This window comes from Rudaea sp., from assembly GCF_036383415.1.
GTDB lineage: Bacteria > Pseudomonadota > Gammaproteobacteria > Xanthomonadales > Rhodanobacteraceae > Rudaea.
Genome location: NZ_DASVOK010000034.1, coordinates 1 through 4,328 on the forward strand (window position 1 = coordinate 1; position 4,328 = coordinate 4,328).

Here is a 4,328-nt window from a genome sequence, read left to right on the forward strand (position 1 = left end):
GCTCGCCGCCGAAGGCGAACGCCTGTCGGGACTGATCGAGGATCTGTACCAGCTCGCGCTTGCCGATGCCGGTGCGCTCGAATACCGTTTTGAAACACTCGATCTCGCCGAAGTCGTGCGCGACGCCACGCAGCTGCAGAAGCGCGCCTGTGCCGATGCGGGACTCGCGCTCGAACTCAATCTACCCGGCGACGCGCCCACGGTGCGTGGCGATGCGCGACGCCTGGGCCAACTGCTCGACAACCTGATCGCGAACGCACGCCGCTACACCGATGCGCCCGGGCGCATCCGCATCACGCTGACGCGGAGCGCGGATTCGGCACGTCTCGCCATCGACGACACGCCTCCCGGCGTACCGGAGGCGTCGTTGCCGATGCTGTTCGAGCGCCTCTACCGCGTCGACAACTCGCGCGCGCGCAACAGCGGCGGCGCGGGCCTCGGCCTTGCGATCTGCCGCGCCATTGTCGCCGCGCATGGCGGTACGATTCGCGCCGAGGCCTCCGCGCTTGGTGGCCTGTGCATCCTCGTCGATCTGCCGCACGCCACGGAGAACACCACATGACGCTCGCCGCGAACGATTCCACCAACCCCGATACGACCAAGCACGTACTCGTGGTCGAGGACGAGCCGAAGATCGCCGCGCTGCTGCGTGACTATCTCGCCGCCTCGGCGTTCCGCGTCAGCCTGCGTGATACGGGCGCGGGCACAGTCGAGTGGATCCGCGAGCATGCGCCCGATGCGGTCGTGCTCGACCTGATGCTGCCCGGCGTCGACGGCCTCGAGATCTGCCGCACGCTGCGCGCGCTACCCGATCCGCGCATCGCCAATGTGCCGGTGCTGATGCTGACCGCGCGCGTGGAGGAGATCGATCGCCTGCTCGGCCTCGAACTCGGTGCCGACGACTACATCTGCAAGCCATTCAGTCCGCGCGAAGTCGTCGCGCGGGTCAGGGCCGTGCTACGTCGCGCGGCGCCGGCGGAAACCGGCAAACCGCCCGTGGTCGAGCTCGACGAAGGGCGTTTCGAGGCGCGCGCGCACGGCCACGCGGTCGCGCTGACCCCCGTCGAGTTTCGCCTGCTGCGCAAACTTTCCTCGCAACCGGGGCGCGTGTATTCGCGCCAGCAACTCATGGACGCGCTGTACAGCGATCATCGCGTGGTCAGCGACCGCACCGTCGACAGCCATGTCAAGAATCTGCGGCGCAAACTGGGCGAGGCCGGTGTCGATCCGATCGCCTCGATCTACGGGCTCGGTTATCGCTTCGAGTTGAACGAAGACGCAGGACAAACCTGAGCGTGCATGACGCCGTCGTTCGTGACGGCGCCGGAAAGGCCGGGTTGCCGTTATCGTCGTCTTATCGTGTCGCCGGTCGCCCGCCGAGCACGCGCGCGGGCAGGAGCAACAGCGCGCGCAGGAATTCGAACACGCCTTCGAGCGCGATGCCGACGAGGCGGAACGGCAGCAACAACAGCCACACGATCGGATAGAGGATCAGCGCGAGCAGCGCGATCGGCCAGCAGAACACGAACAGCAGCAACCAGAGGATGAAAGTCAGCATCGTCGATCTCGGGATGGCCTGGAGGATGTAGAACCTATCTCAAAACGTAGCGAGCGAAGGCAGTTCGTGTGACGCCGGAGCGCAGGAACCGGAGTTTACGTACAGTAAATGAGGATGACTCGCCGCTCCTGCGGCTCGCCCTTCGGGCCGGCTTCGCCGTTCGCTTCGGCATCCTGCCTACGCAGTCCGAGCACCGCCGGCGTACGAAATGTCGAGCGCAGTAGTTTTGAGATAGGTTCTAGCCAACGTAGGGTCACTCTACGCCGAGTCAAGCTCGCGGAGGAGTGCCCAATGGCATGGAAGCGGCAGGAATGCGACGAAACGCCCAGGGCGCCGACGAAATGGCTCAAGGCGTGCCTGGAATCATTGCCTTGCCTTCTTCGTCCTCGTCCTCGTCGGTTTCGATCTGGACCGGGCGTTCGTCGGCTTCGAACAGGCGGTCGAGGTCCTTGAGTGCTTCCTGCGCCGTCTGCCGCAGCGCGGCCTCGTCGTCGTAGACGAGGTGCTGGTCGCGCAGCAGCTGTTCGTCGCGCTTGCGGAAGATGTCGATGCGCGCCTTGGCGATCTCGGGCGCGATGCCGAGGTCGACGAGCACGCCCTTGGCCATGACCAGGCTCGAATAGAACGTGTCGCGCACGATGCCGTCGACATTCATGTCCATCAGGCGCCAGACATGCTGGCGGTTGCGCGCGCGCGCAATGATCTTGATGTGCGGGTACAGACGCTTGACCACGCGCGCGGTGCGGATGTTGAGTTCCGGATCGTCGGTGGTGAGCACGAAGATCTCGGCCTTCTCGATGCCGGCCGCGCGCAGCAGCTCGGGCCGGCTCGAATCGCCGAAATAGATGTTCTGGTTGAAGCGGCGCACGAGCTCGACCTGCTCGACCGAGCTTTCCAGCGCGGTGAACGGGATCTTCTGCGCGCGCAGCACGCGCGCGATGATCTGGCCGACGCGGCCGAAGCCGGCGATGATGACGCGCGGGTGCTGGTCGGGGATGACGTCAAACTCGGGCTGCGGTTTCTTCTTCTGCTCCGCGAGCAGGCGACCGCCGCCGACCACGAGCAGCGGGATCAGCGCCATCGACAGCGTGACCGACACCACGAGCAGGCTGTGCTGGGTGCCTTCGAGCAATTGATGATCGCGGGCAAGGTTGAGCACGACGAAGGCGAATTCGCCGCCGCCGGCGAGCACGAGTGCAAGCTTGGCGGACTGATTGAAGTCGAGCTTGCCCGAGAGCTTGCCGATTGCGAGCAGCACGAGCGCCTTGACCATGAGGATGCTGGCGACGATCAGGCCGACCGCGAGCGGCTGCTGTTTGACCAGGCCGAGATCGAGCGAGACGCCGACGCCGACAAAGAACAGGCCGAGAAGCAGACCCTTGAACGGCTCGATCTGCGATTCGATCTCGTGGCGGAATTCCGAATCGGCGAGCAGCACGCCGGCGAGGAACGCACCGAGCGACATCTGCATGCCGGCCATTTCCATGAGCCAGGCCGCGCCGAACACGACGAGCAGGGCCATCGCGGTGAACACTTCGGGAATCTGCGTTCCCGCGACCGCACGGAAGATCGGGCGCAACAGATAGCGGCCGCCGACCACGACGACCGCGATCGTGGCGATCGCCTTCGCCGCGGCGAGCCAGACATTGCCGCCGGCACCGCTCGCGTCATGCGCGCCGAGCAGCGGCACGAGGGCGAGGATCGGAATCGCGGCGAGGTCCTGGAACAGCAGGATCGCGAACGCGAGGCGGCCGTGCGGCTCGCCAATCTCCTTGCGCTCGGCGAGGATCTGCAGGCCGATCGCGGTCGAGGACAACGCCAGCGCGAGACCGATGATCACCGCGCTCGACGCGGTTACACCGACCGCGACCGCGATGCCGCCGAGAATCAGCGCCGAGAGCACGACCTGGATCAGGCCGGCGCCGAACACGGCGCGGCGCATCAGCCACAGGCGCGCGGGCGACAGTTCGAGGCCGATCACGAACAGCAGCAGGATCACGCCGAGCTCGGACAGCTCGTTGGCGCCGCTCATGTCCGGTGCGAGGTTGAGGAAGCTCGGCCCGATCGCCGCGCCTGCGCCGAGGTAGCCGAGCACAGCGCCGAGGCCCGCGCGCTTGGACAGCGCCACCGCGACCACCGCGGCGGCGAGGAACATCACCATGTACTGCAGGAAGTGTGAGCCTGCCATCGTCGACCCTCGCTTTCTCTTGCAATTATAGACACCGCACGGATCGGCGCCGATCGAAAAATCCGCGCAATCTCAGTCGCTGAGACCACAACGCTGCATTCTCGTCCGCAACCTGGCGAGTGGATGGAGTAGATCATGCGTGCAGCCCTGCTGTATTCAAGTGCGATGCCGTCGTTCGGCGCGAAAGAACCTGCGATCGCGGTGCGCATCGCGCAGGCGTGGCTCGTGCTCGGCTGTCTCGCCGTGCTCTGCGTGCCGGCGCTGCGCGGGCGCAGCGAATGGCTGGGCTGGCTGCCGCTGTGGCTCGTCATCGTGCCGGCGACGCAATTGCTGATCCTGCGCTGGCGCTCGCTGCTCGCCACGTCGCGCCGGGTCTGGAACCGCATGCCCCGTCGCCGCGCCAAGTCTGCTCCGAGCCGTGCGCGCCGTGCGCGCAAGCCATCGCGTCCGCGCGGCGTCGGCTGTCCCGCGCACGCGCTGCTTGCCGCTTTCCTGTTCCGCTAGTTGGTAGGGCCACGGATGGCCCACTTTTTATTTACTCAACCCTGGCGCAGCACCGCGATCGGCGGCGTGCGCGCGATG

5 protein-coding genes are annotated in these 4,328 nt (G+C 66.3%); 3 read left to right on the forward strand and 2 right to left on the reverse strand.

Going from position 1 to position 4,328, the window contains the following annotated elements; translation table 11 throughout:
- On the forward strand, nucleotides 1–562 hold a 562-nt coding region (locus VF497_RS01140; protein ID WP_330885423.1), incomplete at its 5' end, for a sensor histidine kinase.
- Entirely contained in the window at nucleotides 559–1,293 is a 735-nt protein-coding gene (locus VF497_RS01145) for a response regulator (protein WP_330885424.1), read from the forward strand. The genes VF497_RS01140 and VF497_RS01145, both read left to right, overlap by 4 nt.
- Before the next feature lie 61 nt (nucleotides 1,294–1,354).
- On the opposite strand, the gene VF497_RS01150 is transcribed toward VF497_RS01145, so the two are convergent.
- Both VF497_RS01150 and VF497_RS01155 read right to left on the reverse strand, forming a co-directional pair.
- On the reverse strand, nucleotides 1,355–1,558 hold the full coding sequence (locus tag VF497_RS01150; RefSeq protein ID WP_330885426.1) for a hypothetical protein: 204 nt from the start codon (nucleotides 1,556–1,558) through the stop codon (nucleotides 1,355–1,357).
- A 346-nt stretch (nucleotides 1,559–1,904) separates the two neighbouring features.
- Nucleotides 1,905–3,746, reverse strand: a complete 1,842-nt coding sequence (locus tag VF497_RS01155) for a monovalent cation:proton antiporter-2 (CPA2) family protein (RefSeq protein ID WP_330885428.1) — start codon at nucleotides 3,744–3,746, stop codon at nucleotides 1,905–1,907.
- 135 nt (nucleotides 3,747–3,881) lie between these two features.
- Between VF497_RS01155 and VF497_RS01160 the strand changes: the two genes are divergently transcribed.
- The gene (locus VF497_RS01160) at nucleotides 3,882–4,250 is read left to right on the forward strand and encodes a hypothetical protein (RefSeq protein WP_330885431.1); all 369 of its coding nucleotides are present in this window, start codon (nucleotides 3,882–3,884) and stop codon (nucleotides 4,248–4,250) included.
- The last annotated feature ends 78 nt before the right edge of the window (nucleotides 4,251–4,328 follow it).

Bases quoted from the DNA above. Each gene is read 5' to 3' on its own strand.
- VF497_RS01145 (WP_330885424.1), top strand. From the start codon at position 559: ATGACGCTCGCCGCGAACGATTCCACCAACCCCGATACGACCAAGCAC.
- VF497_RS01150 (WP_330885426.1), bottom strand. From the start codon at position 1,558: ATGCTGACTTTCATCCTCTGGTTGCTGCTGTTCGTGTTCTGCTGGCCG.
- VF497_RS01155 (WP_330885428.1), bottom strand. From the start codon at position 3,746: ATGGCAGGCTCACACTTCCTGCAGTACATGGTGATGTTCCTCGCCGCC.
- VF497_RS01160 (WP_330885431.1), top strand. From the start codon at position 3,882: ATGCGTGCAGCCCTGCTGTATTCAAGTGCGATGCCGTCGTTCGGCGCG.